Origin of the sequence: Seongchinamella sediminis (genome assembly GCF_003457605.1) — a bacterium.
In the GTDB taxonomy this organism is placed as follows: domain Bacteria; phylum Pseudomonadota; class Gammaproteobacteria; order Pseudomonadales; family Halieaceae; genus Halioglobus; species Halioglobus sediminis.
The window spans coordinates 115924-129364 of sequence record NZ_QRAN01000005.1; the positions used below are offsets into that span (position 1 = coordinate 115924).

A 13441-nucleotide genomic window follows, 5' to 3' on the forward strand; every position below is an offset into this window, starting at 1 on the left:
GCCGGACGGGTTATGGCTGACTAATCGGCGGCTTGTAGGAGATTTTTTCTTTGTCGATGACAATCAGGTCCTTTTGGCGCATGTGCTCGACAAGGCCCGTCAGTTCCGCATCGTCGAGCTTGTTCAGGAACAAAGTGATGATGGTGTTTTTGAGGGTGGCAACCTTGCGGGGCCTGGCATGGCCCAGATTAGTGAAGCGCTCGACGATCTGCCCGGCATAGAACGCGATGTGGAAATCCAGCGCGTTCGGACCATTGCCACCAATTTGGACGTAGCGGGCCTGGTCGCCCGCGGCTGTCCAGGGGTCCGGCAGGATTATAGATTGCATGGTCACTCCTCCTTTTTCGTGACGGGTTTTGCCCTGGACTTTCTCTGTGCCCGCTGTTGCTGGCGCTGCTGCGAGCGCTCCCTGGCTTCCTTGAGCCGGTACGAGTCACACTCGATATTGATGATCTCGGCGTTGTGCACCAGCCGGTCAATCAGCGAGACAACGCAGGATGCATTCGGGAACACCTCGCCCCATTCGGTGAACGGGCGGTTGGTCGTCACCACCGTGGATTTTTGCTCATACCGACGACTGACGATCTCGAACAGCAGATCCACGTGCCGGTTACCGTAGGATAAATACCCGATTTCATCGATCACCAGGAGCTCCGGATGCGTGTAGCGCACTGCTCGATGATTTCCATCGCAGTGGGCTCACCAAGGTGGCCTTCTGCCAACAGCACGGCGTGGCCACCAGCAGCCTGAACCGCTGGCAGCGGGTGCTTGAAAAGCCTGAGGGCGGCGATTTCGTTGATGTCACCGCGCCGCTTTCCCGTGCCCCGGCTGCGCCGGCTTCTGGCTGTGATCCCGACAATGCCTGGCAGGTAGAACTGGCACTGGGGAACGGTATCGTGCTGAGAATACGCACGGCCTGATGTTCTTCCCCGAATCCCAGGTTCGTATCTGGCTGTATACGCAGCCCACCGATATGCGCAAGTCCTACAACGGCCTGAGCGCCCTGGTGAAGAACCAACTGAAGGACAACCCCCTCAGCGGGGAGTTGTTCGTGTTCGTCAACCGGCGCCAGAACCAGATGAAGATTCTGTACTTCGACCGCTCCGGCTACTGCATCTGGTCGAAGCGTCTGGAGCAGGGCCAGTTTGTTGTGCGCAATGCTCCCGGCGGCAAGAAGGCACTGAACTGGACCCAACTGAAGCTCCTGCTCGACGGCATCGAAATCAAAAAATCCCGCCAGTACAAGCGATATTCTCACCCCGGATAAGCTGCGCTCTGGTAAAATACAACGCATGTCTACCGCTGCTTTCACAGATACCAATGCTACCGATTCCGCGGCGCTGGTACAGGAACTGAATGAGGAAATTGTACAGCTGAAACGCCAGCTGGCCTGGTTCAGGGAGCAGCTGTTTGGCAGCAAATCCGAGAAGCGGGTGATCGACAACCCGGAGCAGCCCCTGCTCACCGGTTTGATGGGCGAGCCGGTAAAGCCCCTGCCGTCAGGTGAGAAACAAAAGATCACCTATGAGCGCGGCAAGGCCAAAAAGAAGCGCGATGACGACTGTGTCACCGATAGCGGTCTGCGCTTCGGTCCCGAAGTGCCCGTCAAGACCATCACCCTGGACACCCCGGAGCTCAATGGCCCCGACGCCAATCAATACGAGGTCATTGGCTACAAGACCAGCCACCGGCTGGCCCAGCATCACAGCGCCTATGAGGTCCTGCGCTTCCAGCGGCCGGTGCTGAAGCGCAAGGACTCCGGCGCGGTCAGCACCACCCCGGCGGCCTTCAATGTGCTGGACAGCAGCATCGCCGATGTCAGCTTCCTGGTGGGCATGCTGGTGGATAAGTTCCTGTACCACCTGCCGCTGTACCGTCAGCACCAGCGTTTAACCCAAAGCGGCATTGACCTGAGCCGGGGCACACTGACTAATCTGTGCAAGCGCAGTATCGAATTACTACGGCCCATCGCCGAGGCGCAACTGGGCCACATCCTTAAGAGCCGGGTGTTATCCATGGATGAAACCCCGATCAAGGCCGGGCCTACCAGGAACAAGCAGGACAAAGGGGTGATGAAACAGGGCTGGTTCTGGCCCCTGATGGGGGATCAGGATGAGATCGCCTTTACCTATTCCTCGGGCCGGGGCAGAGCCCATATTGAGGGTGTGCTGGCAAACCTGTTCACCGGCACCCTGGTGAGCGATGGCTATGCGGCATACAGCAGCTACGCGGCGAAAAACGAGCAGATTACCCACGCCAATTGCTGGGTACACGGCCGGCGCAAGTTTGTCGAAGCCGAGGATGATGAGCCTGAGCTGGTGAAACAAGTGCTCGACAGCATCGGCCACCTGTATCAGGTAGAAACGCAGATCAGGGACACCAAACTGGCAGGCGAGAAAAAGCGCAGCTTCCGCCTGGCACACAGCAAGCCGGTGGTTGATCAGCTGTTTGCCTGGTTCGATCAGCAGCGGCAGCGGCCGGAGTTGCTGCCCAGCAGTCCCTTCTCCAAGGCCATTGCCTACATGCAGAACCGGGAGCATGCCCTGCGGGTGTTCCTGGAGGACCCTGCAGTGCCAATGGACAACAACCACACGGAGCGCGCCCTGCGGGTGGTACCCATGGGCCGGAAAAACTGGATGTTCTGCTGGACGGAACCGGGTGCGGAGCACGTGGGGATCATCCAGAGCCTGATCGTGACGTGCAAACTGCAGGGCATTGACCCGGCCACCTACCTGGTGGATGTGCTCCAGCGTGTTGCCATCCATCCGGCAAGCAAGGTCGAGGAACTGACACCCCGGGTCTGGAAGGATCTGTTTGCCGACAACCCTCTACGTTCGGACCTTACCCATGAGCATTGATATCGACGGCCTGTCCTACGACGAACTGCTGGAGCTGAACGACCGCATCATCGCCCGCCTGAAACACCTGGATGCGGCGGACACCATCGATGCCATGATGAAGCTGACGCTGGGCAGCAAGGTGTGCTTCGACTCCGGTAAGCACGGGATGCAGGTGGGTACCCTGATCAAGTTCAACCAGAAGACGGTGAGTGTGCTGACGGAAGACGGTCGCCGCTGGAAGGTGTCGCCGCAGTTCCTGTCGCCAGTCATTGAAGAGGCCGGCAGCACAGCGAACGTTATCGACCTCAAAAAGAAGTAATAGCCTGCGCCAACTGGCCGTCAACTACGGCCCAGAATGACCGCTTACGCAAAGCCCAGTGTCGGTGGCATAAGTGCAATGGCGCCATATGCACAAAAAATTGGGGGCAGAGCTGATGCGCTGACCCCCAGCTTTTTTTGTGCGTCCGGTGTGGCTGGTCGAGTTGGGCGCGGCCATTGCCGTCGAGAAACGGGTGGATCCAGAGCAGCCTGTGGTGTGCCGCCGCAGCTGAAAATATCGTCTGTGCTTCACCGAGGAGAATGATGCAGTCAATCAGGCTCAGTTCAAAGACTGGCCGATGCCTGTCTCGGCTACCCGTTCAGGGGCGCAATCCTGGTTTTAAGCCTAGCTGAAAAAACCGATATATCTATATAGATCAAGCGTATCTTTTGATCTAATAACATGTATCAATTATTGATTTACCAGTGAGCGTGATCTATAAATATAGATATATGGTGTTTAGTGATCTATTAAAATTGATCGGTAGCTGTGATATGGATACGTTAATCGAGATTTCCAGGACGCTCAAGGCAGCCCGTGAAGGCAAGGGGCTGAGCCAGCGCGTGCTCGCCAAGCTGGCAGGGGTGCCGCAGAGCCATATCTCCAAGATCGAGAATGCCGGGGTGGACCTGCGTGTGTCCAGCCTGACCGAGATCGCCCGTGCCCTGGACCTTGAGCTGGCGCTGGTGCCGCGCAAGACCGTTCCGGCGGTAAAGTCCATCGTTCGAAGCGCCACGTCTGATATTCCCAGCCTGACCAGCCTCGCTCTGAATGACGATCTGGCCAAGCTCGAAAAACTCGCCGATAAAATCGCCGACCAATATGGCTCACCGAAGGAGGCCTCTCAGCTTCAAAGCCGTGTTCACGACTTGATGCGATTGCCTATACCGGATTCTTATATGGGTAGCGTGAGGAAACTGCAAAAAGAGCTCGACAAGGTGTACAAGCATCCTGATCTAAAGCGATTGATCAGTGTACTTGATCAGGTCCAAAAACTGCGCAATGAACTGGTACATTCTCCTACCGGGCAACTTCGGCAGGTGAGCCGCTCTGCCTACAGTCTGGAGGACGATGATGGCTAAGGTCTCTGTCCTTGAAGTGCTTCTATACGGCGAGCCCATCGGTACGCTGACGCGGGTCGAGGGTGATCGCAGTCTGTTCGCCTTTAATGAAGAGTACATCGCCGATCAGAACCGGCCCGTATTAGGGCTGGGATTCAAGGACAAGTTCGGCGAGTTGCTCACCGAGTTCAGGCCTTACCAGACCCGGATCATGCCGTTCTTTTCCAATCTCTTGCCCGAGGAGCGGCTGCGGGAGTATCTGGCCGAGCGGGCGGGAGTGAATCCCGAGCGCGAGTTCTTCCTGCTCTGGGTCCTGGGGAATGATCTGCCAGGTGCCGTTACTGTCCGGCCCGCCGATGCAGAAGAATGGCCGTCCGAAGCAGGGCAGTCGCTCGATGAAGAAGCGGTGCGCGAACGCAAGGAGAAGGCGCTGCGCTTTTCGCTTGCCGGTGTGCAGCTCAAATTCTCCGCGCTTGAAGGCGCCGACGGTGGCCTGACCATTCCCGCCAAAGGGGTCGGCGGTTCCTGGATCGTCAAGCTTCCTTCGGAGAAATATGACGGCGTCCCCGAGAATGAATTCTCGATGATGACGCTGGCGCGCAAGATCGGCATGAACGTGCCCGCGCTGGAGCTCGTCGATGTCGCCGATATCGGCGGGTTGCCCGAAGATGTCGGGGCGATGCGCGGGCAGGCGCTCGCCATCGAGCGCTTTGATCGCCTCACGGATGGCAGCAGCGTACATATTGAAGACTTCGCGCAGATATTCGGGATCTACCCGAAGGACAAGCACAAAAAGGCGAGCATGGTCAATATCGCGAATGTGGTGGCGGCAGAGAGTGATGATGCCGATATCCGCGAGTTCATCCGGCGGCTCGTCTTCAATACCCTGATCGGCAATGCCGACATGCATATCAAGAATTGGTCTGTTTACTATCCGGATAAGCGGATAGCACGGCTCGCGCCTGCCTATGATTTTCTCTCGACGATTCCCTACATCGCCGATAGCGGTTCTGCACTGAGCGTCAGCCGCACCAAGCGCTTTGACAGCTTTGATGAAGAGGAACTCGTTCATCTTGCCGGTAGGGTCGAGCTCGCCAAAGCGCTGGTGCTCGATACCGCCAGGGAGACGGTAGAGCTGTTTCACCGGTACTGGGCAGAGGAGAAAAACAATCTACCTCTCTATCCCGATGTGGTATCGACAATTGATAAGCATCTGGGGACGGTGCCGCTGGCGTGAGCGGGCATAATGATCAGGGACAAGCTGTAATGGGCAGGGACGGGCGTTTCGCTTGAAGCATGTAGAAGCTATCAACCAGTTCCGTGAGGAGCTATCTTCACTCTCGCGGGAAGTCGAGAGTGCGGTGGCGATGGGCTACCTCGATATCAACAAGATATGCGAGGATGTCTTTTGCGGCATATTCAAGGAACTCTACGGGCTCGCCAATTTACGCAAGCTGAATTCCGGTGCGCAGAATTGCCTTGTGGGTCTGGCAGACGCCGTCCATATCCACCAGGGCAATGTCCCCCGGTGGTACGAAGAGCTCGATGATCTCGATGAAACCGCCGCCACCCAGATCATCATTCTGCTCGATCTTGGCCACGATCTCGGCGACGCCCTGGAGTCACCATCGATGACCCAGTCACCGATTTTTGTGAAGCCTGCGTCCGTGAGGATATCGGGGTAGCCGTCCAGCCAGTGCCGGGTTTCTTCGATCAGGGTCTGGTTGATTTCCGAGGCCTGATCGCTGCTGGCGAGGTGGCCGTACTTGGTGACCAGCTTGATTTTCAGATCCTTGATCTCCGCACTTGAATTAAGCGGCAGGCCTTTGTGATCGCAGAGCTCCTTGATGATCCTGAATTGCTGGCGCGGGGAAAACGCCATGATGTTCTTTCGAAGGACAGTGCGTTTATTCGGTGCCCCCGGAAACGGCTGTGTAGGGTAGGGGATTTCTACGTCATATTCGACGGCATAGGCCGTCATGGCGTTGACGATCTGCGATCCACTAAGGCCGCTGCTGGTACGGGCTTCTATAGTGCATAAACCGGTGGCGTTATTCTGATTTTTTTGTGCGGATGGAATAGCTGGTGCTGCGTCCGCCGCCAGGGTCCTTTTGCAGCGCGCCGCGCTCGATCAGATCGAGGATGTCGCGGTAAGCCGTGTCCTGTGAGCATTTCGCCAGCCTGGCCCATTTCGAGGTGGTGAGCTTGCCCTCGAAGCCATCCATGAGCCTGTTGAGCACTTTGATCTGGCGCTCGTTCAGCGGTTCTTTTGCGAACTGCTCCCAGAAGCGGGCCTTGTCCATGACGGCTGTCAGTGTCTCCTGCGCGCCGTCAACGGCCCTGCCGAGGCAGCCCAGGAACCACATCTGCCATGGCGTGATATCGAGCCCGGCTTTCTGGCTGCTCTCCAGCGTATCGTAGTAATCATTGCGTTCCAGGCGGATTTGAGCCGACATGCTGTAAAAGCGCTGCGCCGAGCCTTCGCCACGCGCGAGGGCCATATCGGCGAGGGCGCGGGCGATGCGGCCATTGCCGTCATCAAAAGGGTGCAGCGTCACAAACCATAGATGCGCGAGCCCGGCGATCAATAGCGGATCGAGGTCGCCGGGGTTTTCGAACCATTCCAGAAATTTTGCAGTTTCTTCCGGCAGTCTGTCTGCGGGCGGGGCTTCGTAGTGGACTTTTTGTTTACCGAGGGGGCCGGAGACGACCTGCATCGCCCCGCTGCTATCATCACGCCACTGGCCGGTAAGGATTTTATGCATGCCGCTTCTTCCTGTGGGGAAGAGGGCGGCATGCCAGCCGAACAGGCGGTCCTCGGTGAGGGGCTGGTCGTAGTTACCGGTGGCATCGAGCATCATTTCGACGACGCCCTCGACGTCACGGTCAGCGGGGACGAGGCCGCCGATGCCGATATCCATGCCAAGACGGCAGGCGATGGAGGAGCGGACCTGATCGCGCTCCAGGGTCTCGCCTTCGATCTCGCTGGTCTTGACGACGTCCTCGGTCAGGGTATGGAGATGCGCTTCATCGCGGAGTTCGAAGCCGAGCCCTTCCATCTTGCCGAGCAGGCGGCCCTGTTCCCTGGAAACCTTTGCGAGCGGACGGGCCAGAATATCGTTATCCCAGGTGAGGTTCGGCCAGTCCTGTCGTCCCCAGATATACATTATAAACTCCGCACACTATGCGGATAATATGACCTGTATTCTCTGCATAGTCAATAATAATCTCCGCTGATGATGCGGAGAATAGGGTGGTTAATCTCCGCTTGGTGGCTCTCTTGCGTGTCCTAGGATTAGTTTATTGTGTTGTGCTGTAATTAGATTATTGTGCCTGTTAATATCGTATCTATCTGATTTATCTGGTTTTATTTTATTCTGTAAAGGCGCAGACGACCTTGCGGGGCCTCGCGTAGCCCAGATTAGTGAAGCGCTCGACGATGGCAGCCAGCTTTTCTTCGGTGGTGCTGGCATTGGTGATGCGCAGCAGGGGGATTTCCGCGAGGTCCTTCTCGCGCTGGATATGGATTCGGGGCTCTACGCTCCAATCGGGGAACGGGCATTCATCCGAAACTTCCCGATTGATCAACCCGGCGGCACATACCAGATAGGGGAACTGAAAGCCCGCTCCTGGTGAACCAGCGGTACCGAGTCGTCCATCTTTGCGCCAAAGCGGACCTTGTCGTAGAGCGTCCAGCGCGGTGTCGGGATTTCCAGGACCCGCAGGTAGTAAAAGGCCCGTTGCCCGGCCCGGAAGTCCGGGTCTGTCCACACGGTGACGAAAGCGTCTTCCCCGATGCTGTTGTCGTAGCTGGCTTTCTCCATGTTCACGGTATTGCCCACCGGCGGCAGTTTGCCATCGGCATCGGGCTGGCGATCGCCCGACCAGGCCACATCGTAAATCTGTTCCTGTAGATTCCCTTTACTGTCTACCCAGCCCTTAACCACCTGTACCCGGTCCAGGGTAGCTCCCTGGGGATCGCGTTGGGCGGCCACGATGAAAGTGGGTGTGCTGCCCTTGCCGTCCGCCTTGAGGTCTGCGCCCATTGGCACGCCCCGCGCATAGCCCGCCCTGGCCAGGTCGGATTTGAGGTCGGACTCACTGAAATCGAAGCCGCCAAAGAAACGCAGCGTCATGCGTGGGCCGGTGGTGGCAAAGGTCTCCCGGCGCTTCATGGCGTCCCAGATGGCTTCCCGGGTGTTCTCGGTTGCCCATACGCCCATGGCGCCGGAGGCGGCCATTTCCCAGCCCATGTAGTTATCCGTTTCGCCTTCCAGCAGGGGGAAATCCCAGCGCTCCCCGCGCGGTTCCAGCGTCTTGAACTTGCCGTAAAAGTTGTCCTCTTCGGTGGTAGACAGTCCGGTGTGGGTATCGGTGCCGGCGTTGGCGCCATAGCGGAAGGGGTTAACCCCCAGCTCACCTTCAATGCGCATGCCCACCTTCAGTGCCTCGCGCCAGTATTCCCTCGGGAAAGAGCCATCGGGCTTGGGTACCAGGACCAGGTTGCCCCGGTCCCACAGGTCCCAGCTGGCAAACTCGTCCTCTGGTGAGAGCAGGGGGTGGGACTCGCTCTGGCCCTTTATCTGGGTCAGTTCGTAGAGCGGCTCGTAGCGAGCGCGGGTTGCGGCCCACTCCCTGGTCATCGGCGAACCATCGAATTGCTGTTCTTCAAACATGCGGCCGTTGGACATGTTGCCGTTGTGGGGAATGGCCAGTACCTGGCCCCCGGTTTTATCCTCGTAGGCCTGCATCCACGCCCAGAGCTTTTTCGGCTCCTGGGTTTCAAAGGTGGTGAGGGGGCGGACCTGCGAGGCCCGGCCGGCCCCATCACGAAAAATCACGTTGCGGTGCAGGTTGTCACCGCCATCGGCGTTGACCGTCCACTCATAGGCGATAAAGGTGGTAAATTCGCCCGGCTTGTAATACTGCTCAGCGGCTTCAATGGTCTTGCTCCAGGCGGAATCCATCCACTTGGGGTCAGTCACCTGGCTGGGTAGTTGACCGTTGGACTGCATGCGCACCAACTCGCTTTTGGCTGAAGCCGCCGCCGCACCCCCTTCCTTGAGGGCCTCGCTCCAGCGCCTGAGGACAGGGCTCGCCATCATTTCCGGGTTGCCGGCAACAATTTCGTTGATGGTTCCCATCCCGTCGGAGTGGTCGGTAACCATGAACCAGTCGAAGGGGCGCTCCAGTCGGGCTTTTATGCCGGTGTTGGAGGTGACCTCCTGGCCGAGGCCGAACTGGTAGGCCTGGAAAGGGTCCAGCACCGCGCCGTCCATGCCGGCATCCGCCGACCAGCCGGTGTGGACGTGGGTATCGCCGAACAGGGCCTGGCGTGGATAGTCATCGCTGGCAATGGCTGCAGAGGCGGCTAACAGGCCTGAATAAAGCAGGGCGGCCGCGAGAGAATGAGGGGTTCCGGACACGGTTAGGCTCCTATATTGGGGGTAATCCCTGCTAACAGAGTAGCAGTCGTTCGCCAGTTTGCCCAAATACGCCTCATGCCCAGTCGCTCAGTTGGCGTGGTAGCTATTCATCCCTCCACCCTGATCGCCAGCGCCGTCCTCAAGCGCGCCGCCCCGAAGCTCGCCATGCGGGCAAAGTCGTCGCGGGCGATGGGCAGGTGCTGGCAGTCCAGGGCGAACTGGTCCTCGCGACTGACATCGGGGTCGTGCACGTACAGGCAGTGCTCGTCGATGGCGGTGACCGTTACCCAATGCGGGCTTTTGCGGCCATCGAGGCGGTAGGTGCTGATTAGTACCAGCACTGCGCATCCCTGCTCCAGCCACTGTCCAATCTGCGTCATGTCGATTTCGGCATGGACTATCCCGACATTGAGGTCGACGGCCTGCTCGACAAAGTGGTTGTGAACGGTTGTCATCACCTGCTTCTTGTTGTCCGAGCGCACGCCGTCGAGAAACAGCGGCTCGCTGCTGTTGATATACACCTCGGCGTGAAAACCCCGCCGTGCCGCGGCCAACGCCAGACCCAGCGGGTGGCAGCCACCGTGGCCCGAGGTCATGTAGATGGTGGTCGCCTCGCGCCACAGGTCCAGTTCCAGGGCCTGTTCCAGGGCGAGGTCCGCGCCCAGGCCGGCCATTGCCATCATCAGCGCCGCCGGGCCGCAGGTGAACTCGGTGCTCTGTGGGTACCAGGGCATGCTGCGGGCGCCCGGTGCCGCGGCCACCCGCTGGATGGTCTTCTGCATCCGCAGCGCATCGCCCTCGTCCTCATAATAGTGCGGGTAGGCGCCAAAGGCGCGGTAGCCGCTGTTCTCGTACAGCCTTATGGCCGCGCTGTTGCTTGCCGCTACCTCCAGCCGCATGAACAGGCGTCCGCGCCGGGCGGCGGCGGCTTCCAGCGCCTGCAGCAGCCCCGATGCCACACCCTGGCCGCGGGCAGCGGGATCCACCGCCAGCGAGTACAGCCGGGCCAGCCGCGTGCCGCGGTGACACCAGATCAGGCCATAACCGAGCAGGGTGCTGTCGCGCTCGGCCACCAGCAGGCTGCCGTGGGGCGCCTGCAGCCAGCGCCGGAAGCTGCGCCGGCTGAGGCGGTCAGTGGCGAAGCACGCCGCTTCCAGTTGCAGCAGGGCGTCGAGATCGGCCAGCGCTGCCGGTCGAAAGGCCAGCCCGGCAACTGACGCGGCAGCGCTGCTCATCGTCCGCGCGCCTCCAGCCGGCGCTGGAATTCACCCATCACCTGCATGTACAGTTCCCGGCCCAGGTAGGCGTCTTCCACCCGGTGATCAATGCTGGGATTGTCGTTGACCTCTATCACGTAGGCCTTGCCCTGGTGATACTTGATGTCTACCCCGTAGAGTCCGTTGCCGATAATGGCGCAGGCCTTGAGCGCGCTGTCCAGCACCGGGCGCGGCACCTCGAAGGTTGCCAGGGTCTCGAAGTCACCGGAAAAATCGCGGCGCGCATCGTGGTTGTAAATCTGCCAGTGGTTCCTGGCCATCATGTAACGGCAAGCGAACAGGGCACGGCCATTCAACACGCCGATGCGCCAGTCGTACTCGGTATACAGATACTCCTGTGCCAGTACCAGGGCAGTGCTATCGAGCAATTCACTGAGTCGCTGCTCCAACTCGGCGCGATCCGTTGCCTTGAACACACCGCTGGAGAAGGAACCCTCGGGCAGCTTGAGCACCATGGGGTAGCCGAAGGTCTGTTCCAGGTGCTCGACCGTGGCAGGGCTAGCGTCTGCTACCACTTCCGTGCGCAGGCTGGGGACTCCGCGGTAGTCGAAGGCATCGTGGAGGAAAACCTTGTTGCAGCAACGCAGTATGGACGTTGGGTCATCTATCACCACCAGCCCCGCGTCCTCGGCCCGGCAGGCCAGTTCGTAGCTGTGGTGATTGATGGCCGTGCCCTCGCGGATGAACAGGGCGTCGTACTGGGAGATATTGCCCAGGTCCCCGGCCTGCACCGCTTCGGCATGGATGTTGTGGCGCGCCGCCGACTTGATGAAGCGCTTGATCGCCTCGCGGTTGCTGGGCGGTACTTTCTCGTCGGGGTTTACCAGTATCGCCATGTCCCAGCGATTGACCTTGCGCCTGGGATGACGGCGCCAGGCCACGCGGGCGAAGGATTCCAGCTCGTCGAGCATGGACTGCTGGCCGGCATCATCGAGGTCCTCCACCGAAAGCCGGCGCAGGACCAGGTCCATACGGTCGCCGGCCTCTGTTAGCGTCAATTCGAGGATCGGCGCCGGGTACTGCAGGAACACCTGCCGGGCCAGGTCCGCCAGCCGCGGCTCGGGGCAATTGCCGAACAGTAGCAGGTGGGTCCCGGCCAGGTCGCCGGATGCCAGGTCACGGTGATCCCGGGCGACCTGGATCAGGCCCCCGGCGTCCTGCTGCATCAGGCGCAGGGCGTTGATGGTCTTTACGCTGGGCAGCACCCGGTGCTCCCTGGCTTCGGCGAGCAGGGAACAGTAGTAGCCGCGGCTGAGGTAGTGCTCGGTGCTGCACAGGTTGATCACCCGGGTTGGTCCCTCGCCCTGGCGGGGATAGTCGTGCAGGTAAGTGTCGAAATCGATGACCTCGATATTGCGCGCCCGGAACGGTGCCGGGTCGTCAACCACGATGAGGGTCTTTTCCATCAGTGCGCACGTCCCAGGCCGGCATAGGCGGCCAGCAGGCGAATCATGGCCGCAACCGAGCCCAGCGGCGCCTCCTCCTGCAGGGTGTGATAGTTGGAGGTGGGAACCTGCACCGTGGTGCCATCCACCAGGCCACTGGAGCCGGAGATGATCCGCCCCAGCTCGGTGGAGCCTAGGGAGCGGGGCTCCTCGCCGCGGGCCACCAGCTTGCGGTTGTCGGCTTCCACCAGCAGGTCCTTGTGACAGAAGCTGATGCCCAACTGCTCGGCCATGGCCGCCATGCGGTCGGTCAGCAGCGGATTGAAGTCGGCATTGGCGTCGCGGTTGCGCAACACCAGCTGTTGCTGGCTGGCGGCCTCAAAGTCCGGGAAGGGGCTGGTGTCCACCACAATGAGCTGGTTGGTGGAGCCGCCAAAACGGCGGAACCATTCCAGCAGGTAGCGCCAGCTTTTGCCGGCTTCTTCCTGGGCGGTGAAAAACGCCGTGCCCTGGAAGCCAAGCTCAAACAGGTAAACCAGTACCGCCGCCGTGAGCACGTTGTCGAGCTGGCCGACGATGGAGGTCTCGTCCACGCGGACGTCATCCTGGAAGGCCACCGGGGTGCCGGCAACCAGGTGCTCCAGACCGGTCAGCTCAAAAATCAGGTTGTTGCGGAATTCGCAGATGTAGCTGCGCTCGATGCCGCCGCGGCCGCGGTAGATGCCGGACCAGGGTTCGTAGGCGTATACCGGTTCGTCGCTGAAGCGGCCGACGATTTTGCGCATCAACTGCTCGCTCACCGAGTTGCCCAGCAGGTCCGAGCGAGCCCCGGCGACGAAGGCCGCATACTGGAACTCGTTGGGCCCCGTGCATATCAGTCCGTGACGGTCGATATGGGCCGACAGGTACAGGCTGTCCGGCGCCTTGCCCTGGGCCACCAGCAGGCCCTCGTACCAGGTGACCCGGGCACCGCGCTCCTCGAGCTCGCGCTGCAGTACGCGGAAAAATGCGTGCTCGGCCCCCACCACCGAGGGATAGCGGGCGAGGTGGGCCAGCAGGTTCAGGTAGCGCTGGGCCAGCTTCGCTGCCGGCGCGCGCCTGTTTCTACCGGCTTCAATAGTTTGTGTCGTCAT

General features: G+C 60.0%; 16 protein-coding genes. 7 read left to right on the forward strand and 9 right to left on the reverse strand.

Annotated features, from left to right (window positions below):
- Window positions 1–10: 10 nt before the first annotated feature.
- The gene (locus DWB85_RS06380; protein ID WP_117953378.1) at window positions 11–328 is read right to left on the reverse strand and encodes a hypothetical protein; all 318 of its coding nucleotides are present in this window, start codon (window positions 326–328) and stop codon (window positions 11–13) included.
- Between the two features lie 2 nt (window positions 329–330).
- The gene (locus DWB85_RS06385) at window positions 331–672 is read right to left on the reverse strand and encodes an ATP-binding protein (RefSeq protein ID WP_117953379.1); all 342 of its coding nucleotides are present in this window, start codon (window positions 670–672) and stop codon (window positions 331–333) included.
- Here DWB85_RS06385 and tnpA point away from each other — a divergent pair.
- From tnpA to DWB85_RS06405, 4 genes are read left to right on the forward strand one after another with little or no spacing between them, the layout of a single operon-like run.
- A complete protein-coding gene (gene tnpA / locus DWB85_RS06390) occupies window positions 672–920 on the forward strand; it encodes an IS66 family insertion sequence element accessory protein TnpA (protein WP_420820256.1) in 249 nt (82 codons plus the stop codon). The genes DWB85_RS06385 and tnpA overlap by 1 nt on opposite strands.
- Window positions 920–1267, forward strand: coding sequence for an IS66 family insertion sequence element accessory protein TnpB (tnpB, locus tag DWB85_RS06395; RefSeq protein ID WP_117953381.1), 348 nt, complete (start codon window positions 920–922; stop codon window positions 1265–1267). Before tnpA ends, tnpB begins: the two co-directional genes overlap by 1 nt.
- A complete protein-coding gene (tnpC, locus tag DWB85_RS06400) occupies window positions 1251–2858 on the forward strand; it encodes an IS66 family transposase (RefSeq protein ID WP_476707471.1) in 1608 nt (535 codons plus the stop codon). Before tnpB ends, tnpC begins: the two co-directional genes overlap by 17 nt.
- The gene (locus DWB85_RS06405; RefSeq protein ID WP_117953383.1) at window positions 2848–3159 is read left to right on the forward strand and encodes a hypothetical protein; all 312 of its coding nucleotides are present in this window, start codon (window positions 2848–2850) and stop codon (window positions 3157–3159) included. The genes tnpC and DWB85_RS06405 overlap by 11 nt, the downstream gene beginning before the upstream one ends.
- On the opposite strand, the gene DWB85_RS19940 is transcribed toward DWB85_RS06405, so the two are convergent.
- Window positions 3146–3442 carry a Fic family protein gene (locus DWB85_RS19940; RefSeq protein ID WP_205422677.1) on the reverse strand — a complete coding sequence of 99 codons (297 nt, stop codon included), beginning with the start codon at window positions 3440–3442 and terminating at the stop codon, window positions 3146–3148. The two genes, DWB85_RS06405 and DWB85_RS19940, sit on opposite strands and share 14 nt — an antisense overlap.
- A 211-nt stretch (window positions 3443–3653) precedes the next feature.
- Between DWB85_RS19940 and DWB85_RS06415 the strand changes: the two genes are divergently transcribed.
- Genes DWB85_RS06415 through DWB85_RS06425 form a run of 3 tightly spaced genes read left to right on the forward strand, consistent with a single transcriptional unit; the run spans window position 3654 to window position 5905 of the window.
- The gene (locus DWB85_RS06415; RefSeq protein ID WP_117953503.1) at window positions 3654–4241 is read left to right on the forward strand and encodes a helix-turn-helix domain-containing protein; all 588 of its coding nucleotides are present in this window, start codon (window positions 3654–3656) and stop codon (window positions 4239–4241) included.
- Window positions 4234–5457: a type II toxin-antitoxin system HipA family toxin gene (locus DWB85_RS06420; protein WP_239017237.1), complete on the forward strand. Its 1224-nt coding sequence runs from the start codon at window positions 4234–4236 to the stop codon at window positions 5455–5457. The genes DWB85_RS06415 and DWB85_RS06420 overlap by 8 nt, the downstream gene beginning before the upstream one ends.
- 52 nt (window positions 5458–5509) lie before the next feature.
- Window positions 5510–5905 carry an SMEK domain-containing protein gene (locus DWB85_RS06425; RefSeq protein ID WP_117953385.1) on the forward strand — a complete coding sequence of 132 codons (396 nt, stop codon included), beginning with the start codon at window positions 5510–5512 and terminating at the stop codon, window positions 5903–5905.
- Between the two features lie 366 nt (window positions 5906–6271).
- On the opposite strand, the gene DWB85_RS06430 is transcribed toward DWB85_RS06425, so the two are convergent.
- From DWB85_RS06430 to DWB85_RS06455, 6 genes are all read right to left on the reverse strand, one after another.
- On the reverse strand, window positions 6272–7387 hold the full coding sequence (locus tag DWB85_RS06430) for a Fic family protein (protein ID WP_117953386.1): 1116 nt from the start codon (window positions 7385–7387) through the stop codon (window positions 6272–6274).
- 205 nt (window positions 7388–7592) lie between these two features.
- Window positions 7593–7808 (reverse strand): hypothetical protein, encoded by a 216-nt coding sequence (locus tag DWB85_RS06435; protein ID WP_117953387.1) that lies wholly within the window; start codon window positions 7806–7808, stop codon window positions 7593–7595.
- Window positions 7805–9646: a DUF3604 domain-containing protein gene (locus DWB85_RS06440; RefSeq protein ID WP_239017238.1), complete on the reverse strand. Its 1842-nt coding sequence runs from the start codon at window positions 9644–9646 to the stop codon at window positions 7805–7807. Before DWB85_RS06440 ends, DWB85_RS06435 begins: the two co-directional genes overlap by 4 nt.
- Before the next feature lie 107 nt (window positions 9647–9753).
- Window positions 9754–10881 carry a peptidase C39 family protein gene (locus tag DWB85_RS06445; protein ID WP_117953388.1) on the reverse strand — a complete coding sequence of 376 codons (1128 nt, stop codon included), beginning with the start codon at window positions 10879–10881 and terminating at the stop codon, window positions 9754–9756.
- Window positions 10878–12329, reverse strand: a complete 1452-nt coding sequence (locus tag DWB85_RS06450) for a RimK family protein (protein WP_117953389.1) — start codon at window positions 12327–12329, stop codon at window positions 10878–10880. Before DWB85_RS06450 ends, DWB85_RS06445 begins: the two co-directional genes overlap by 4 nt.
- On the reverse strand, window positions 12329–13441 hold the full coding sequence (locus DWB85_RS06455; protein WP_205422675.1) for a peptidase M42: 1113 nt from the start codon (window positions 13439–13441) through the stop codon (window positions 12329–12331). The genes DWB85_RS06450 and DWB85_RS06455 overlap by 1 nt, the downstream gene beginning before the upstream one ends.

What these genes read in the sequence shown, in the direction of transcription:
- DWB85_RS06380 (WP_117953378.1), bottom strand. Translation starts at nt 328, where the DNA reads ATGCAATCTATAATCCTGCCGGACCCCTGGACAGCCGCGGGCGACCAG.
- tnpB (WP_117953381.1), top strand. Translation starts at nt 920, where the DNA reads ATGTTCTTCCCCGAATCCCAGGTTCGTATCTGGCTGTATACGCAGCCC.
- DWB85_RS06405 (WP_117953383.1), top strand. Translation starts at nt 2,848, where the DNA reads ATGAGCATTGATATCGACGGCCTGTCCTACGACGAACTGCTGGAGCTG.
- DWB85_RS06415 (WP_117953503.1), top strand. Translation starts at nt 3,654, where the DNA reads ATGGATACGTTAATCGAGATTTCCAGGACGCTCAAGGCAGCCCGTGAA.
- DWB85_RS06420 (WP_239017237.1), top strand. Translation starts at nt 4,234, where the DNA reads ATGGCTAAGGTCTCTGTCCTTGAAGTGCTTCTATACGGCGAGCCCATC.
- DWB85_RS06430 (WP_117953386.1), bottom strand. Translation starts at nt 7,387, where the DNA reads ATGTATATCTGGGGACGACAGGACTGGCCGAACCTCACCTGGGATAAC.
- DWB85_RS06445 (WP_117953388.1), bottom strand. Translation starts at nt 10,881, where the DNA reads ATGAGCAGCGCTGCCGCGTCAGTTGCCGGGCTGGCCTTTCGACCGGCA.
- DWB85_RS06450 (WP_117953389.1), bottom strand. Translation starts at nt 12,329, where the DNA reads ATGGAAAAGACCCTCATCGTGGTTGACGACCCGGCACCGTTCCGGGCG.
- DWB85_RS06455 (WP_205422675.1), bottom strand. Translation starts at nt 13,441, where the DNA reads ATGACGACACAAACTATTGAAGCCGGTAGAAACAGGCGCGCGCCGGCA.